The sequence below is a fragment of the Chryseobacterium sp. YR221 genome (genome assembly GCF_900176315.1).
In the GTDB taxonomy this organism is placed as follows: domain Bacteria; phylum Bacteroidota; class Bacteroidia; order Flavobacteriales; family Weeksellaceae; genus Chryseobacterium; species Chryseobacterium rhizosphaerae.
Map to the genome: position 1 here is coordinate 719,129 of NZ_FWXM01000002.1, position 18,138 is coordinate 737,266.

General features: G+C 36.7%; 16 protein-coding genes and 1 tRNA gene. All 17 read right to left on the reverse strand.

All coding sequences use genetic code 11. The features are described 5' to 3' along the window. Positions 1 to 18: 18 nt before the first annotated feature. Entirely contained in the window at positions 19 to 3,840 is a 3,822-nt protein-coding gene (gene rpoB, locus B8967_RS08245) for a DNA-directed RNA polymerase subunit beta (protein WP_047493594.1), read from the reverse strand. A 442-nt stretch (positions 3,841 to 4,282) separates the two neighbouring features. Next, positions 4,283 to 6,883, reverse strand: coding sequence for a T9SS type A sorting domain-containing protein (locus tag B8967_RS08250; protein WP_084085670.1), 2,601 nt, complete (start codon positions 6,881 to 6,883; stop codon positions 4,283 to 4,285). Positions 6,884 to 6,920: 37 nt separating this feature from the next. Next, positions 6,921 to 8,051, reverse strand: coding sequence for a hypothetical protein (locus B8967_RS08255; protein WP_084085672.1), 1,131 nt, complete (start codon positions 8,049 to 8,051; stop codon positions 6,921 to 6,923). Positions 8,052 to 8,181: 130 nt separating this feature from the next. Continuing rightward, positions 8,182 to 8,610 (reverse strand): hypothetical protein, encoded by a 429-nt coding sequence (locus tag B8967_RS08260; protein ID WP_143330489.1) that lies wholly within the window; start codon positions 8,608 to 8,610, stop codon positions 8,182 to 8,184. 321 nt (positions 8,611 to 8,931) lie between these two features. Further along, positions 8,932 to 9,297 (reverse strand): 50S ribosomal protein L7/L12, encoded by a 366-nt coding sequence (gene rplL / locus B8967_RS08265; RefSeq protein WP_047493581.1) that lies wholly within the window; start codon positions 9,295 to 9,297, stop codon positions 8,932 to 8,934. 46 nt (positions 9,298 to 9,343) lie between these two features. After that, positions 9,344 to 9,928, reverse strand: coding sequence for a 50S ribosomal protein L10 (gene rplJ, locus B8967_RS08270; RefSeq protein ID WP_047493577.1), 585 nt, complete (start codon positions 9,926 to 9,928; stop codon positions 9,344 to 9,346). A gap of 18 nt (positions 9,929 to 9,946) precedes the next feature. Next, positions 9,947 to 10,639 carry a 50S ribosomal protein L1 gene (gene rplA / locus B8967_RS08275; protein ID WP_047493574.1) on the reverse strand — a complete coding sequence of 231 codons (693 nt, stop codon included), beginning with the start codon at positions 10,637 to 10,639 and terminating at the stop codon, positions 9,947 to 9,949. Positions 10,640 to 10,650: 11 nt separating this feature from the next. After that, positions 10,651 to 11,094: a 50S ribosomal protein L11 gene (rplK, locus tag B8967_RS08280; protein WP_047493571.1), complete on the reverse strand. Its 444-nt coding sequence runs from the start codon at positions 11,092 to 11,094 to the stop codon at positions 10,651 to 10,653. A gap of 522 nt (positions 11,095 to 11,616) precedes the next feature. Then, complete coding sequence (locus tag B8967_RS08285) at positions 11,617 to 12,285, reverse strand: hypothetical protein (RefSeq protein WP_084085676.1); 669 nt, start codon at positions 12,283 to 12,285, stop codon at positions 11,617 to 11,619. Between the two features lie 5 nt (positions 12,286 to 12,290). Next, positions 12,291 to 12,938: a hypothetical protein gene (locus tag B8967_RS08290; RefSeq protein WP_084085679.1), complete on the reverse strand. Its 648-nt coding sequence runs from the start codon at positions 12,936 to 12,938 to the stop codon at positions 12,291 to 12,293. An 11-nt stretch (positions 12,939 to 12,949) separates the two neighbouring features. Then, positions 12,950 to 13,570, reverse strand: coding sequence for a hypothetical protein (locus tag B8967_RS08295; RefSeq protein WP_047493562.1), 621 nt, complete (start codon positions 13,568 to 13,570; stop codon positions 12,950 to 12,952). 441 nt (positions 13,571 to 14,011) lie between these two features. Further along, positions 14,012 to 14,554 carry a transcription termination/antitermination protein NusG gene (gene nusG, locus B8967_RS08300; protein ID WP_039369546.1) on the reverse strand — a complete coding sequence of 181 codons (543 nt, stop codon included), beginning with the start codon at positions 14,552 to 14,554 and terminating at the stop codon, positions 14,012 to 14,014. A gap of 18 nt (positions 14,555 to 14,572) precedes the next feature. Continuing rightward, on the reverse strand, positions 14,573 to 14,779 hold the full coding sequence (gene secE, locus B8967_RS08305; protein ID WP_047493559.1) for a preprotein translocase subunit SecE: 207 nt from the start codon (positions 14,777 to 14,779) through the stop codon (positions 14,573 to 14,575). A 12-nt stretch (positions 14,780 to 14,791) separates the two neighbouring features. Next, a tRNA-Trp gene (locus B8967_RS08310) sits at positions 14,792 to 14,862 on the reverse strand. 54 nt (positions 14,863 to 14,916) lie between these two features. Continuing rightward, the gene (gene tuf, locus B8967_RS08315) at positions 14,917 to 16,128 is read right to left on the reverse strand and encodes an elongation factor Tu (RefSeq protein WP_034687396.1); all 1,212 of its coding nucleotides are present in this window, start codon (positions 16,126 to 16,128) and stop codon (positions 14,917 to 14,919) included. 291 nt (positions 16,129 to 16,419) lie between these two features. Beyond that, positions 16,420 to 17,511, reverse strand: coding sequence for an HTTM domain-containing protein (locus tag B8967_RS08320; RefSeq protein ID WP_179140044.1), 1,092 nt, complete (start codon positions 17,509 to 17,511; stop codon positions 16,420 to 16,422). A gap of 10 nt (positions 17,512 to 17,521) precedes the next feature. Continuing rightward, entirely contained in the window at positions 17,522 to 18,082 is a 561-nt protein-coding gene (locus B8967_RS08325) for a hypothetical protein (protein WP_084085683.1), read from the reverse strand. Positions 18,083 to 18,138 lie beyond the last annotated feature (56 nt).

The following is an 18,138-nucleotide window of genomic DNA, read 5'->3' on the forward strand; positions in this document are numbered from 1 at the left end:
TGTCTGATATCTGATATCTTACTCTTCCAATCTTACGTCTAATCCAAGACCTTGTAACTCGTGAAGTAATACGTTAAATGATTCCGGGATACCTGGTTCAGGCATAGATTCACCTTTTGCAATTGCTTCATAAGTTTTTGCTCTACCAATCACGTCATCCGACTTCACAGTTAAGATTTCTCTTAGAATATTTGATGCTCCGAATGCTTCAAGAGCCCAAACCTCCATCTCTCCAAATCTCTGTCCACCGAACTGAGCTTTACCTCCTAACGGCTGCTGAGTAATCAATGAGTAAGGACCAATAGAACGTGCGTGCATCTTATCATCAACCATGTGTCCTAGTTTCAGCATGTAGATAATACCTACAGTAGCCGGCTGAGTAAATCTTTCTCCGGTACCACCATCATAAAGGTGAGTGTTACCAAATTTAGGAAGACCTGCCTTTTCTGTATATTCAGTAATCTGGTCAAGAGTTGCTCCATCAAAGATTGGTGTAGCGAACTTCATTCCTAATTTCTGACCTGCCCATCCAAGAACTGTTTCATAGATCTGACCGATGTTCATACGAGAAGGTACCCCTAGTGGATTCAATACGATATCTACTGGTGTTCCGTCTTCAAGGAATGGCATATCTTCTTCACGAACGATTCTTGAAACGATACCTTTGTTACCGTGACGTCCTGCCATTTTATCTCCCACATTTAGTTTACGTTTCTTAGCGATGTAAACTTTAGCCAACTTCATGATCCCTGCTGGAAGCTCATCTCCGATTGAAATAGCAAATTTCTCACGGTTTTTAACTCCCTGAATGTCGTTAAATTTGATTTTGTAATTGTGAATCAATTGTTTGATCAATTCATTTTTATCAGCGTCTACTGTCCAGTCTGAACCGCTAACGTTTACATAATCTTCAACTGAAGTCAATAATTTGTGAGTGAATTTCACACCTTTACCGATGATTTCTTCGTCAAGGTCATTTTGTACCCCTTGAGAAGTTTTACCGCTTACCAGTGTATTTAATTTTTCAATTAAAGTGTTTCTCAACTCATCAAACTTAGCCTTGTAAGTGTTTTCAATCTCTTCAAGTTTAAGTTTTTCTTCAGTTCTTTTCTTTTTGTCTTTAATATTTCTTGAGAACAATTTCTTGTTGATCACCACCCCTCTTAATGAAGAGTCAGCTTTTAATGATGCATCTTTTACATCACCAGCTTTATCACCAAAGATTGCTCTAAGAAGTTTTTCTTCAGGAGTCGGGTCAGATTCACCTTTTGGAGTAATTTTACCAATCATGATATCTCCAGGCTTCACTTCAGCACCGATTCTGATCATACCGTTCTCGTCAAGATCTTTAGTAGCTTCTTCAGAAACGTTTGGAATATCTGCTGTAAGCTCTTCCATACCTAATTTGGTATCACGAACTTCAAGAGAATATTCATCTACGTGGATTGAAGTAAACCAGTCTTCACGTACAACTTTTTCGTTGATTACAATAGCATCCTCAAAGTTGTATCCTTTCCAAGGCATGAACGCTACCACTAAGTTTCTACCAAGAGCTAATTCTCCTTTTTCAGTAGCATAACCGTCACAAAGTACCTGTCCTTTTTCCACTACATCACCTACTCTTACGTTTGGTCTTAGGGTAATAGTTGTACTCTGGTTAGTTTTTCTAAACTTAGTAAGGTTGTATGTTTTAGTAGCAGACTCAAATTGTACTAAATCTTCGTCTTCACTTCTTTCGTATTTAATAGTGATCTTGTCAGCATCCACATACTCTACAGTACCTGTACCTTCTGCATTGATCAAAATTCTTGAATCTTTCGCAACTTGTTGTTCCAGACCTGTACCTACGATTGGAGCTTGTGGCTTCAATAGAGGAACTGCCTGACGCATCATGTTGGATCCCATCAACGCACGGTTCGCATCATCATGCTCCAGGAATGGAATTAATGAAGCGGAAATACCAGAGATCTGGTTTGGTGCAACGTCGATAAGATTTACCTGAGCTGGCTCAACTACAGGGTAGTCACCATCCAGTCTGGCAATAATTCTGTCTGTTAAGAATTCTCCGCTATCGTTCAATTCAACGTTTGCCTGAGCAATTACTTTATCTTCTTCGTCCTCAGCATTAAGATAAATAGGATCTGCATTAAGATTAATCTTACTGTCTTCTACTTTTCTATATGGAGTTTCGATGAAACCTAGTCTGTTGATTTTCGCATAAATACCTAAAGATGAAATCAAACCAATGTTTGGTCCTTCCGGAGTTTCAATCGGGCAAATTCTTCCGTAGTGCGTATGGTGAACGTCACGAACCTCGAAACCTGCTCTTTCTCTTGATAAACCACCAGGCCCTAGTGCAGATAATCTTCTCTTGTGAGTGATCTCTGATAGAGGGTTGGTTTGGTCCATGAACTGAGAAAGCTGGTTGGTACCAAAGAACGAGTTGATTACTGATGTTAATGTCTTAGCATTTACAAGATCAAGTGGAGTAAAGATTTCGTTATCTCTAACGTTCATTCTTTCCTTAATTGTTCTTGCAATTCTTGAAAGACCTACACCGAACTGTCCTGCTAACTGCTCACCAACAGTTTTAATTCTTCTGTTTGATAAGTGGTCAATATCATCAACATCCGTTTTTGAGTTTACTAACTCAATTAAGTGTCTTACAATCGCAATGATATCTTCTTTTGTAAGAACTTCAGTTGTAGTTGGGATGTTTAGACTTAATTTTTTATTCAATCTGTAACGTCCTACTTCACCAAGAGAGTATCTCTGCTCAGAGAAGAATAATTTTTCAATAATTCCTCTTGCTGTTTCCTCATCTGGTGGATCTGCATTTCTTAACTGACGATAGATGTACTCTACTGCTTCTTTCTCAGAGTTAGTAGGGTCTTTCTGTAATGTATTCTGGATGATAGAGAATTCATTGCTGTTTTCTTTGTGGATCAAAATAGATTTCACACCAGCATCCAGGATAAGATCTAAATGTTCTTTTTCAAGAATCGTTTCTCTATCCAAGATGATTTCGTTTCTTTCAATAGAAACTACCTCACCTGTATCTTCGTCTACGAAATCTTCGAACCAAGTGTTCAATACTCTCGCAGCCAATGTTCTCCCTTCCACTTTTTTAAGGGCAGCTTTAGAAACTTTCACTTCTTCAGCAAGGTCGAAGATCTGAAGGATATCCTTATCAGATTCGTAACCGATAGCTCTTAATAAAGTTGTTAATGGTAACTTTTTCTTACGGTCGATATACGCGTACATTACGCTGTTGATATCTGTTGTAAATTCCATCCAAGATCCTTTGAAAGGAATAATTCTTGAATAGTATAGTTTGGTTCCATTCGCGTGGTAAGTCTGTCCGAAGAATACACCAGGTGAACGGTGAAGCTGCGTAACAATAACTCTCTCAGCACCATTGATGATGAAAGATCCACTAGGCGTCATATAAGGAACCGGACCTAAATATACATCCTGAACCACCGTTTGGAAATCTTCGTGTTCCGGGTCAGTACAATATAATTTAAGTCTTGCTTTTAGAGGCACTGAATACGTCAGACCTCTTTCCACACACTCATCAATTGAATAACGTGGAGAATCTACCAGATAGTCAAGGAATTCCAATACGAATTGATTTCTAGAATCGGTAATTGGAAAATTCTCTTGGAAGGTCTTGTAAAGAGCTTCTGTCTTTCTGGCTTCAGGAAGTGTATCAAGCTGGAAAAATTCTCTGAAAGACTCGATTTGGATGTCCAAGAAGTCTGGAGTGATGATTTTTCCTTTCGCTGATGAGAAATTAATTCTCGGATTTCCTTGAGTTGTTGATTTTGTTTTACTCATAAAACTTTTAAGAAAGGGTTAAAAAATATTTTGATTTATTAAAAAATATCAGGAATAGAAGAGAGAAACAGAGAAAAGATCAAAGACTTCAAATGTTTGGCGCTATTAGAAATAGTCTTTATTCTTTTTTCTTTATTCTTACAGTCTTATTCCTAACTGCAACGCTGGTATATCTTTTCACAGCGTAATGCAAAATATTTTTATTACTTTTGAGGCAGTATTACCGCAGTATCTACAAATACGAAATCCCTTTCATGATTTACATTGAAAGAGTTGATTTTTAGTATTTTATAAATTTACAAACAATTTTTAGCGCCAAAAGAGGGGCAAAGATACAAAAAGTTATCCACAATTACAAATAATACGCCTCATTTTGAGGACATTAAAATAAAAAAGCTGCCCATTTCTGAGCAGCCTCCATAAACACTAAGATTTCTTATAATTATTTCACAATAACCTTATAAGATTTTACCGTTGATTTAGTTTCTATCTTAATAATATAAATTCCCGTAGGTAATGAAGAGGTATCAATACCTGTACGAAGATTCAATTTATCTGACTTAACTACCTGCCCTTGTGCAGAGTATAAAGTATAAACGCCGTCTTCTGCAGTTGTGATCGAAAGATTTTCTCCAGCTTTTACCGGGTTAGGGTATATTTTAACATCATTGGCAACTTCTGTTACATCTGAAGCCCCGGTAATTTTTGCAGTCTTCATCGATGCATTTTTCAACAGTGAAGCATATGGCGAAAGTGGAGAATCTGGAGCTCCTCTCTTCACAAGGTCTGTATCTACAACAGCCTGGATACCATCCCTGTCTTTGTCATCAATTGTAGAAATGAATCCACCACCCATAGTATCAAGATTTCCTTTTCCAATCTTATACAGGTCAAGATCCGAACCATTGGAAGTCAGGTCCAGGAAGTCAGGTAAACCATCTCCATCCGTATTCTGAATAGGATATTTTAAAGTTCCTGAATCTGGATACGTTTCCAATACATCTGCCAGACCATTGTTTCCTACTGCAACACCACTATCAATAACCCCATTATGATCTGCATCAATCTGATTGATTACTGATGTTGGAATACCTGATTCAAATAAATCCAACACGCCGTCATTGTCAGAATCCAAATCACGATAATTCGGAACACTGTCTCCCAATATAGAAGTAATTAAAATATCACCTTCCATATCATCGTCTTCAAACTTACCGTTGGCATCAAAATCTTCCATTGAGTCAGGAATACCATCATTGTCAGAATCAAAATCACATGCATCAACAATACCGTCACCATCCGTATCCAATGTCGGAGACTTATCATTAACCACTGTACATCCTTCTGCACAATCAGGAATACCATTACCGTTATTATCTATACTGTCATCTCCTCCCGGACATCTGTCAAAACAGTTTGGAACTCCGTCATTATCATCATCTTTACTTGCAAAAGCATTATAAATATAATAGCTCTGAGGAATACGGACAGCCGTTCCGCTATTAAAGGTAATCTTCATACGGTTGAAAGGCTTTGTAGCCTTACCTCCTACATAAAACTTATTGGAGTTTGTCGTGAAGAAGTTTCCACTGATAAGACTTCCTGAACTTGTAAAAGTATTGGTTACTGTATTTCCGTTATACAGGGTTACTGTAATATTTTCAAGTACACTTACCCCCAATAGATTTCCTGCTTTTTCTACCGTAAATCCGGCCATTGTATTAGCAGGAAGCATTGCATTACTGCTTACCGTTGCAAATGCTGAGAAAATACTTAAAATAGATGCTGCAGGCACTGTTGCTGTTGCATAATTATTAGGATTGGTATCTACAATTGCTTCCGGGCTTGTCATTTTAGCCAGAATAAGACCTAAAAATCCAGGTCCGGATGTCCAGCTTCCTCCTGTTACCAGATTTCCAGGTATTGCAGAGCCACTAGTCTGAATTTTATCATCACATTCACAAGAAATAGGTTCTTCGAATGCGTAATATACCTTAAGAGCTCCCAGGTTAAACCCGACAGTCTGAGTAATTTTCAATCGAACCTCGTTGAAAGGCTTGGTGGTCGTAAGTGTTACTTTTTGCTTCCCGGAACCATACCCGAGCACTTTGATATTGATCAATCCTCCTCCATCGGATAATTGTCTTGAATCCTGAAGCTGGCCAAATAAATAGGTTTCTACAGTAATATTTTTCAAAAACTCAGCACTCAGCAGCTTACCCTGATCATCAGGCTCTATTACAAATCCGGTTCTGTTTCCCGCAGGGTATACCTGGTTTTTATCCAAAACCCCTACTGAATAAGACCCTAACAATCCTATTGGAAGGACTATTTTCCCGAAAGAGTTTTTATTTCCGTCCCCAATATTTTCTTTATTCTGAACGTAAGAAAGTGGAGCAAGGAAACTGCTGCTTCCGGATATATTTCCGTCAACACCACTTCCCGCAATAATATCATCACAAATACCATTGTTATCTGTCGGTACCTTAGCCGGATCAAATGCAAATGCATAATACACATTCATTGCACTGAATGCGGAAAGAACATTGGTCTGATACAATCTTACTTCATCAAATTCTTTTGAAGTTTTAAAGTGTAAGAATATTCTGTTCTTGCTACCCCCAAATGCAGGTACTGATAAAAGTGTACTGTTTGTAGTAGTTTCCTGAACAACACCATTTTTATAGGTACTGATTCTTAACGAGCTTAAAAGATCAATCGTAATAAAGCTTGTTCCAAGGTCTACATTAAAACCAGTAATATATCCTGCCGGATATGATGTATTCTTGTTTTTAACAGATATACCGTTTCCACTCAGTAAAGAAGCGAAATTTCCCATACTTACACTATTATCCAAACTGGCATCCACCACTGGATTCATGCTTCCATTATAACATGCCAAGCAAATCCCTGAGTTGTTTACAGGTTTTGCTTCAACTCCCATCCCTCGGATAGGTTCATAGCCTTGCTGTGCCAATGCTGCTACAGACAGTACCAGCGTCATAAGCATTACAGCTAATTTCTCTAATAATTTTTTGGTCATTTTTTAATTTTTTAAAGATTTTGTGTTTATTTTTCAATTAATAGAAAGCTTTCCATGCAGTTCCGTTGCAGCCTTCGTGTACTTTTGCTGTGGCATTATAGCGGATGGCTCCTTCTTCAGCCGCGGTACAGGATGAAGCAGCACCGGTAATTCCTTTTAACTGGATAGCCGCACCGGAAGCTGTATCAGCAGTAGGAATCATGTTAATCCCAACGATAGCATTGGTGGCATTTCCGATATTAAAAAAGGCATGCGCTTTATTAGCATATACAGATTGTCCCGCCAATGCCTTTCCTGTAAATCCTATAGCCATCGATTGGCCTCCTGAAGCATTATTTGCTGATCCTATGGTAACAGTGTTGGTTGCTGCCGTATTTCCACCTCCTATAATAATCCCTCCATCATTGGTGTTATTATTTCCAAGTGTTAATCCTGTAATTCCTGTTACTGTATTTCCGTTTCCAAAGACTAAATTATTGGCTCCGGATGCAGTATTGGTGTTCCCTATTATTTTGGCACCATTATTAGCAGTGTTCGCTAATCCGATAGCTACCGCAGGAAAATTCCCTTGTGCAGAAACGGTATTATCTTTACCTAAAGCGATATTGGACGAAGTACTGTTTGTAAGCGTATTATTGGATCCCCATGTAAAAGAGGCAAATGGCCCTGTGGTAGTATTGGAGTTTCCACCACGTAATGTTCCATTCAAGTCCAGAATTCCTTTGACATTTTTTTGAGTTGCCAATACCAAATTCTGTCCATCACTTGTCCCTAAATAGTTTCCTGTAGAAATATCTGTTCCCAAACCAGCCGTAGTAGGCGTCGTTCCTGCATTTCCCACGGTACGCCAATCTGCACCTAAGTTCCCCCATTTTGTCCCATCGAAATAATAATAACCAGGTGATACAACGGCCGCGGTCTGTCCGGCAGGTGCCGCTTCAGCAACTGTGACATATACAATAGCCCCGGTTTGAGCTGCCGTATAATTTTTGGCACTTAGCTGCGCTCCTGTAAGCCTTGGAGCAATGACACCATCTAGTTTATTGGTATTGGATGGAAAACCCACCACATCAAGTGTAGCTTGAGGCCCACCTGTATTAATCCCTACTTGGGCAGATAAATAAAATCCTGCCGATAAGAGTGCTAGTGTTAATAATTTGCTTTTCATTCTTTGTTGATCTTTGTTGTTTTTTTGTGTTCGTTTTTATATAAAGGCATTTCTTCAGCTCTCTCATTTAAAATTGTAAATGAAACAGCTTTATAATTCCCATGGGGATCGTAAAAATTGTTATGAAATATTATCGTAGAGAAGGAAGGGGCAGTTTATCGGGGATCTTAATAATAAACTTAAAACCGTCGACCAGCTTAAAAGAGTTGATGTAAAACCTTTTAATCTTTTCAAATACAGTCACCGTACTTCCATAATGTTCTACCCCCTGTATCCTTGTCTTCCAGACGGAAACAATCTCAAAGCCTTTTATGGCACAAGATATAAAATCGTTATCCTTAGGAAGGCGAAGATAATTTCGTAAAGTATGATGATAGCCCTTACAATTCTCAGCTTGCAGGATATTAGTAACCCTTATCGGTTCCTGTGAAATTTTATTGATTATATGCGAGTGTAAATCAGTATTATTTACACCTGTACAATGCAGCAATTCAGATTTGTCTACCGCGGTAGATATAATAAACCCTGCGTTCAGTTTTCCGATAGTCGATAATAACAAAAGAAATGCTATATGACTATACGAAAGAAAATAATTTCGATCCAATAGTGTTGTGTTTTTTTCCTGATGCAAATATAGTATTTTTTCAATAAAAACAATGTTTTAATGATAAAATTATACAAAAAATAACAATAATTAAAGATTAATACTAATACATTATGTTAATTAATATGAAATTAATAATAATAAATTAATATCATGAAATTTAAGTCAACAAAATCTCCATACGCTTGTAAACAAAGTGACAAACTGATGATTATCAGATAACAAAAAAAAGCCCAGGCAAATGCCCGGGCTTCTATATTTAGAATATAATTGAAATTATTTCAATTCTACTTCAGCACCAGCTTCTTCTAATTGCTTCTTAAGAGCTTCAGCTTCGTCTTTAGAAACTCCTTGCTTAATTGCAGCTGGAGCACCGTCTACGATATCTTTAGCTTCTTTAAGACCAGCACCAGTTAAATCTTTTACCAATTTAACGATAGCTAATTTAGAAGCACCTGCAGACTTAAGAATTACGTCGAATTCAGTTTTTTCTTCAGCAGCTTCTCCACCACCTGCAGCAACTACTACAGCAGCAGCAGCTGGCTCAATTCCGTACTCATCCTTAAGGATAGTAGCTAATTCATTTACGTCTTTTACTGTTAAGTTTACTAGCGTTTCAGCTAAATTTTTTAAATCTGACATTGTTGTAATGTTTTTGTTGATTATTTATTTAATTTTTTGAGTATAATTATTCAGCACTTGTTTCTTCAGTGCTTTCTGCAGCAGCTTCTGGAGCTTCAGCAGGAGTTTCTTCTACAGCCGGAGCAGCTTCTTCAGCTTTAGCTTCTACTGTTTCAGATTTGTTTTGAAGAGCAGAAACAACTCTTTGAATTGGAGATTGAAGTAATCCGATGATTTCTCCGATCATTTCTTCTCTAGACTTGATGTTAGCAAGTGAAGTTAAGTTTTCGTCTCCAACATAGAAAGTTTCCTGAAGGTAAGCAGACTTTAAAGCAGGCTTATCTTCTTTTTTTCTGAACCCTTGGATTAATTTTGCAGGAGCATTCGCAGTATCAGCAATCATGATTGCAGAGTTACCTTTGAATGTTGGGAACATTTCAGAGAAATCTACCCCATCAATTTGCTCCATTGCTTTTTGTAAAAGTGTATTTTTTACTACTTTTACTTTGATATTTTGTTTGAAAGCCTGTCTTCTGAAGTCTGAAGACTTAGCAGCGTTCAATCCTTCTAGATCTGCTACGTATACTACTTTTGCATCCTGAAGCAAGTCTTTGATCTCTTGTATTGCTACAACTTTTTGGTCTTTTGTCATCGTCTTAAGGATTTAATATTAGTTAACAGATTTTGTATCAATTGCAATACCTGGGCTCATTGTAGAAGACAAGTAGATGCTTTTCACATAAGTTCCTTTAGCAGCCGTAGGCTTCATTTTAACTAATGTTTGGATTAGTTCCTGAGCATTTTCTTTGATCTTAGCAGCATCGAAAGATACTTTACCAATACCAGCATGGATAATACCATACTTATCTACTTTGAAATCAATTTTACCAGCTTTCACTTCAGTTACTGCTTTACCAATTTCCATAGTTACAGTTCCTGATTTAGGGTTAGGCATCAAACCTCTTGGACCTAATACTCTACCTAATGGACCTAATTTACCCATAACAGCTGGCATAGTAACGATAACGTCAACATCAGTCCAACCATCTTTTATTTTTTGTAAATATTCGTCAAGACCTACATAATCAGCTCCAGCTTCTTTAGCTTCAGCTTCTTTATCTGGTGTTACAAGAGCTAATACTTTAACATCTTTACCAGTTCCGTGAGGAAGAGATACTACACCTCTTACCATTTGGTTTGCTTTTCTTGGATCTACACCCAATCTTACAGCGATATCTACAGAAGCATCAAACTTTGTAGTGTTTACTTCCTTTACAAGAGCCGAACCTTCTTCAAGGTTATAGATTCTACCTTTCTCTACTTTGCTTAAAGCCTCTTTTTGCTTTTTTGTTAATTTTGCCATTTCAATAAGTTTTAAGCGTTAGCTGGTTTAGTTCCTGTTACTTTTAATCCCATAGATCTAGCAGTACCAGCTACCATAGAAAGTGCAGAGTCCATTGTAAAGCAGTTAAGATCTGCCATTTTATCTTCAGCGATTTTCTTTACCTGATCCCAAGATACAGAACCTACTTTGTTTCTGTTTGGTTCACCGGAACCTCCTTTGATCTTAGCTGCATCCATTAACTGGATCGCTGCAGGTGGAGTTTTAATTACGAATTCAAAAGATTTGTCTTCGTATACTGTAATTACTACAGGTAAAACTTGCCCTGGCTTGTCTTGGGTTCTTCCGTTAAATTGCTTACAAAACTCCATGATGTTCACACCTGCAGAACCCAATGCTGGACCTACTGGTGGAGAAGGGTTAGCTGCGCCACCTTTCACCTGAAGCTTTACCATTTTAAAGACTTTCTTAGCCATTTTAATTTTTTTTAGTTTGAATAATTAATGAGTTTGGAAGCATTTATTATTCAGTAGGTTATGCACTCACATAACAATAAACCTACTTTTCGGATTGCAAAAGTATAAAATATTTTTGAAACTACAAACGGATATTGCCTATTTTTAAAAAGTTTTCAGAAATTAATTGATATATAGAAGTTCAGATTATCAGTTCATTCCACTTTTTTAAGGCTATCTTCAGGATATAATTTGTATTGGGGGAACCAAAAACAAATTCATTCATTTTAAAATAAAAATGGGGCACCCATTTTTCTTATCTGTTATGCTAAGAAATTTTATTTTCTGATCAATTTTATACCTGTTTCTTTATTTTATCTTTATCATTTACATTGCTCTTCAAAATCTCACCTCTATTCCATCTTGTCTTATATCCCAACCACAGGAGGTTCTTTAAGTCTGTTTCAGATGGTATAAGGTTGGGCTCTGGTATTAATAAAAAAGACCGCTATAAGCAGTCTTTTTTATCTATAATATTATCAATTAGAAACCGGATGGTTTACTGATTGTTTGTGTAGAACCGTCTGTTCCTCCAAGATTGGCATTCACATCAGTGATATTCTGTTTTGTGATCAATCTTCTATAAGCCATCAGATAAAGGTCTACCGTAAAATTATTGTAGGTTCTTGACGGAGTGGAAGTATTGGTTGCAATAATTCTGCTATCTGAAAACTTCGCTTTTATATGCCATGTCCCATTACTTTTGAATGCTGTCACATCCGGTGAGCCCTGCTTATTATCATTGATCCCGTTATCACCATAATCAAGCATTACGTTGGTAGTTCCATCATTAAGCTTAAATGAATAGTTATGAAGGATAACCAGAAAATTATTAGCATCTATTTTTGTGTCATAATCTGCAATTCCGGTACCGGATACTCCTGTAAGGGTAAGTTTTAGATAATTGAATAATCCGCTGCTTTCCAGATTCGGATCATACAGCTGAAGAGCGTTTTCAGAAGTCGCCAAAAAACTACCTCCTGTCATTGTAGGCTCTCCCGGATTTCTAAGGTATAAAGAGTTGGTATATGTTTTCCCGTTGACATCAAGAGTCTCCGTGGGTTTATCTGTTTTGATACCTACTTTACCAGTCTGTGCATTTAAAAATATTCCCAGACCCATTATAATCGTAATATAAATTTTTCTTATCATATCTTTTATTGAAGCCCTAAAGGCGTATTAGTTGAAACTCCCGAATAAGCTGGTGATGATGAAGCTGAAACTGAACCGTTGAAAGTTCCCCAGTCTTTAACCAATGATTTCTCAAAAACATTAAGAGTAAGAGACCACGTTCCGTTAACTGAAGAAACAGTACTGGCACCTTTAAAACTTAAATTTATTGCGTGAAATTTCTTTCCGGCTTTTATAATCTGACTTACTTCTGTAGAATAAGAGCCATAAGATTTCGGATTAGTAGAAGTGTTGGCTGCTGATACGGCACCTGTAAAAACAGCTCCTGTAATGGCAACAACATATTTATCGGCATCTAAACCTGTATTCAGATTAACGACTTCATCCTGTTTCACATTTTTCAGAACAACATTATACATATTAACAGGTGCTACGTTACGCAGCGTAATATCCAGCAGCTTTACTTTACCTACAGGTGAACTGTCTTTTGAACGGGTAAGAAGAAGATAATTTCCTCTTGCCGTTGCATTTTCAGTATCTACCAAATAAGATTCAACTAATGTTTCACCTTCTACATCTAAAGTTCCTTTAGGATTAGCAGTATTGATACCAACCTGAGCATTCATACTCAAAGCGGCAAAAGCTACAAAGATTATTGTGGTAATTTTTTTCATTATCTATGTTTTTATTGAATTAATGGTGCTGCTGCTGCACCGGTAGTAGAAGCTTTAAGATCTTGGGTAGTATTGAATTCCTTAGCATATGATCTGTCATACACCAATAAATTGAGAGTCCATTCTCCTGTAGGCAATGATGAATCAGGAGAAAATCCCTGATAATCTGCTTTCAGTTTCCAGGTTCCTCCCGAAGAATATGCAAAAATCTGAGGTACCGGAGTCAGCCAATCTGCAGAATAAGTTCTGGTAGGTTGGGTAAATCCAAAAGAAGAAATGACAACAAGGAATTTCTTAGAATTGATCTTGGTATCAAATTGATTAACCCAGTCTTTATCTGAAGGGTCACATGTGATTTTAAACTGGATAATATTAATGGGTGCCGGAGAGTTGGGAACAAAAGAATCATTATAGGCTGTAATTTTGTTTTCCGGAGCTGGAGATTTGATGACAAAAGTATAGTTTTCGTCAGCACCCAGCTTTTCCATTGGTTTTTTGAAGACCATCCCTGATGTTTTCATGGTCCCGTTAACGGTAAGTTCCTTTTCCGGTGTTGCAGTATTGATACCAACCTGCGCGTTTGCAAACGCGACAGCACCCGTTAAAAGGAGCATCGAAGTTAATTTAATCATTGAATTATGTGTGTTTATTGTAGAAGTCGCCTCTTCATGTTGAAATTCCCAATTTTTGATCTCCGATATAGGCACAAAAGTTTAATACTTCTGCTGAACAGTGTATCAAATAAGAAAAATATAAAGTTTTATGGATTAGTTGGTTGATTGGTTACAATAAGTATGCCATATAAGGGAAAATAATGAATATGAAATCATTGATAACATCAATCAAAGTAATCTTTATCGTATGAAGGTGATCATTCCAATAATGGCAAAGCTCCCTATAGAAGCATTGACAAAAGAATGATAATATAGGGATATATTAATACGAACTTAAGTACACATAAGTAATCAGAAAATCCAGGAAGCAGTACAGAATAGAAATTTATTTCTTGATACAAGAGTAAACAAAAAAAAGACCGCTTTACAGCAGCCTTTTTTATATTATATAAGTAATTATTATACTTTTTCTACTTGCATATAGCTAAGCTCCATTGGAGTTTTTCTACCGAAGATCAGTACAGAAACTTCAATTTTCTTTTTATCTTCAAGAATTTTTTCAACAGTACCGTTGAATCCATTGAAAGGACCATCGATTACTTTTACATTCTCTCCTACGATATATGGAATTTCCACATCGCTGGCAAATTCTGATAGCTCATCCATTCTTCCAAGCATTCTGTTTACTTCAGACTTTCTCATTGGAACTGGATCTCCTCCTTTTGTTAAACTCAAGAAAGATATTACTCCGGGAATGTTTTTGATAACATGGGGAATCTCTCCCATTAACTCAGCTTCAATCATTAAGTAACCAGGATAGTAAGGTCTTTCTTTAGGAACTTTTTTACCGTTTCTAATTTGAATAACCTTTTCCATAGGAATAACCACTTGAGTAACGTACTGCTCAAACCCTAAACGTTTGATTTCTGTCTCAATATAGTTTTTCACTTTATTTTCCTGTCCGCTGATTGCTTTCAGCACATACCATTTCAATTCGCTCATTATGGAAAATACTTTTAATTAATTGAACAAGTTGATTAGTATTCCGATGATGTTGCTGATTGCTTTTGAAAACAATTCATCAACTCCAAAGGTAAACAATGCCAGAATAACTGTCGCAATAGTCACTACAATAGTAGAAGACTGAAGGTCAGCCCATTTTGGCCATTCAACTTTATGTCTGAATTCGTTATAAGAACCTTTTAAAAAATCGACAAATGAACTCATAATTTATATTTGCACGGGCACAAGGATTCGAACCCTGATCAACGGTTTTGGAGACCGGTATCCTACCATTGGACGATGCCCGTAGATAAAAAGCTCCGCAAGAGATTCCTTGCGGAAGCTTTATTTATTTTAAGATATTAATCTAAGATTTCAGTAACCTGACCAGATCCAACTGTTCTACCTCCTTCTCTGATCGCAAATCTAAGACCTACGTTAAGAGCGATTGGCTGTAACAATTCTACAGTGATCTCTAAGTTATCTCCTGGCATTACCATTTCTACACCTTCTGGTAAGAAGATTTCACCTGTAACGTCAGTAGTTCTTACGTAGAACTGAGGACGGTACTTGTTGTGGAATGGAGTGTGACGTCCACCTTCTTCTTTAGAAAGGATATAAACAGAAGCCTTGAATTTTTTGTGTGGCTTAACTGAATCTTTCTTAGCGATAACCATACCTCTCTTGATGTCAGTTTTTTCAATACCTCTCAACAATAGACCTACGTTATCTCCAGCTTCACCTCTATCTAGGATCTTTCTGAACATCTCAACTCCTGTAATAGTAGAAGTTAATTTCTCATCACCCATACCAACGATATCAACTGGATCTCCAGTGTTGATAACACCAGCCTCGATTCTACCAGTTGCTACAGTACCTCTACCTGTAATAGAGAATACGTCTTCGATTGGCATCAAGAATGGCTTTTCAGTATCTCTTGGTGGTTGCTCGATCCAAGTATCAACAGCATCCATCAATTCTTCAACGCTCTTGAACCACTTATCTTCTGTGTTAGCAGGAGATGCAGTAGCTGCTGTAAGAGCTCCTAATGCAGAACCTTGAATTACTGGAGAGTTATCTCCGTCGAATTCGTAAGTAGACAATAAGTCTCTAAGTTCCATTTCAACAAGCTCTAATAACTCAGGGTCATCTACCATGTCAACTTTGTTCATGAAAACAACGATTCTTGGTACGTTTACCTGACGGCAAAGTAGGATATGTTCTCTAGTCTGAGGCATTGGACCGTCAGTTGCAGCACATACTACGATAGCCCCATCCATTTGAGCAGCACCAGTTACCATGTTCTTAACATAGTCGGCGTGACCTGGACAGTCAACGTGAGCATAGTGTCTTTTTTCAGTTTCGTATTCGATGTGAGCAGTATTGATAGTAATACCTCTTTCTTTTTCTTCTGGAGCAGAGTCAATTGCAGAGAAGTCTTTTTTCTCAGCAAGACCTTTGCTAGCTAATACAGCAGAAATAGCAGCTGTAAGAGTTGTTTTACCATGGTCAACGTGACCAATAGTACCAATGTTCAAGTGTGGTTTGTTACGATTAAACGTTTCCTTTGCCATGATTGTAAAATTATTTATTTATTGTTTTTCAAATTTTCGGTGTGCAAATATAATGAATTTTTAAATACCAAAACCTTTTTATTGAAAAAAGTTTCAATATTCAAATCCAATGAAGTACAAACCTTATATTTCAATGTATTGAGACTGCAAATTTACACAATTTTCTGAATTGAAAAAAACTTTAAGAAACCTTTTCCGAAAAACCCTGAAACCCAATATATAAAAGAATAAAATTTGTTATTTCAATCTTTAGTATTGTTCTATAATCATCATTAAATCCCTGTGTATTTATCATTTGACATCCAATTTTCTCAACGACCGTATAAATAAGTATAAAGCCAGCAGAAAAGCTCCTCCCATCATGATCAGCGATGTAGAATTCTGGCCAAAAGCAATAAAAGAGAAAAATTCATTACAAATAAAGCCGATGGTATTGATATCGAAGAAGCCAAGAATTAATAAATACAGAACGATCAGTGCAAGTGCAATCAATCGATAATTCGGGTTAAATATATAGGTAAGTATTTTTTTCACTTTACTTCTAAAACCTACAGGAAGCAAATAAGCAGGAATGAAAAGAGTATACAAACCTATTGAATACATAAATGAGATATTCAGCATCAGAAGTACATTCAGATGAAAAAAGACGGTTATCAAAAGCATAAACCTGAAAAACTTCGGATAAAGAAAGGCTATTATAAAAACTGTTTCAAAAAAGACAGTAAAATAATCCAGAAATTCCCAAAATATCTTAGAATTTATTCCGTCATAGAAATCTGAAAGAAAATCATTCCAACCTATAATATATCTGTACTGGCTAAAAAAGATCTGTGTATATTGGGTATCCATACTTAGCCATCCTCCTAAAATTTTAGAAAATCCGGCGGTAAACATTCCGAAACTAAAAATAAGGCTTATCATAAATAGAGGCCACGACTTGGCCGGTCCATCAGTTTCTTTTACAGGTTCCGGAAAAAAACTGTAGGTTCTGTTCCATGGAGAAAATGCCATGATTAAAATTGGCAGGGTATAAACGAAATCATGATTTACTTTTCCAAAAGAATAGGCATAATTACTGGTCAATACATAGATCACCATATAAAGTATGGCAAATATCCTCGGCTTGTAGCCTATCATGATCAACAACAATCCGAGATACATTATATATCTGCATAGCACAAAAAAGGTTCCTGAGGGAATGAAATCTATAAAAGACAGTATGCTGATCGGCGGATGCATTGCACTGTTAGGAATAGAATGAATCCAGCTGTTATCTGACACTCCTGTCCATAATAGGAACATAGAGAAAAATATTCGGTAAAAAGCCAGAAACTCATAGCTTGGATGGTAACTGGTAAAGGGAAGTTCTTTTAGTTTATTCATCATCGTTAATTTAAAATCGGAAACTCAGTACAGTATCCCGGATCGCTGTATCATTCATTTTTCTTGTTGTGATATCGAAATCTTTAGTTTCATTGATCACTTCTATTCCAGTTACTTCTTTATCCGGAAACCTTTCTCTTAATTTTTCTACGATGAATTTTTTGCTTTCGTTTAAATCTACTTTTTTAATATTCCGGTTAAGAATAGATTTTTTCAACAGGTAAAGTTCCTTTTTATAGAGAGGCAAGCTGTTTATCCGGCTATCCAAAACCGGATATTTCTTAGGAAAAAGTAAATTTTGGATCAGGGTGATCTGTATCGTTCTTGGTATTCGGTCTCCCAAATAATCATTTTTGGTTAAAATACTATCAGCCCCGTCTTTAAAAAAGACATGGGAAGTTGTTTTCGTAAATTTAATATACTTTCCATCTTTTATAGGATATGAAGAAAATCCCGGAAAATTAAAGGATGGATAAGTTTCTTCAATATTTATTTTAAAAATCAGCTGCAAAGGCAGCAGGATGATTAAAAATCCAAATAGAAAGAGAACCGATTTCTTGTAGTGTTTCATATTGTGTTTTAACATTTGTAAATTAAGACATATTATAAGCTTTTATAAGCCTAAGT